1 protein-coding gene is annotated in these 429 nt (G+C 64.6%); it reads right to left on the minus strand.

Features of this window, described 5'->3' with window-relative positions; all coding sequences use genetic code 11:
* Positions 1-344: transporter substrate-binding domain-containing protein (locus D7Y13_RS43375; protein WP_147452732.1), on the minus strand; the 344-nt coding region annotated here is incomplete at its 3' end.
* Positions 345-429 lie beyond the last annotated feature (85 nt).

Below are 429 nucleotides of genomic sequence, written 5' to 3' on the forward strand. Positions count from 1 at the left end.
GGGCCGGCGTAGTCGATCTGCTGCTGGTTCTCGTCGGTGATGGAGAACGCCTCAATCACGAGTTGCACGTCGCCGCGCTTCAGTCGTGCGATCCGTTCCCCGACGACCGTCGCCACGAAAACCGGCGAGAAGTTCGCTCGGTTCCCCAACCAGCGGGCGAGGTCGATGTCGAACCCCGACCATATGCCCGCCGCACCGTCCAGGGAGGAGACGCCGGGGAGATCGACAGCGACACCGACGTTCTGCGACGACGGCTCTACCCCGGGCGGAACCGCGGGCGACGGTGTGCAGGACGCGACGATCAGAGTCACTGCCAGCATCGAGACGATCGATCGCTTTCTCAATCTTTTCCTCAATCCCAGAGCTGCGCACTCGCAACGCGCAGCGACCCTGCGCAGTACTCGTCGACCAACTGCACCTCGACCCGCA

This window comes from Corallococcus praedator, from assembly GCF_003612125.1.
GTDB lineage: Bacteria > Myxococcota > Myxococcia > Myxococcales > Myxococcaceae > Corallococcus > Corallococcus praedator.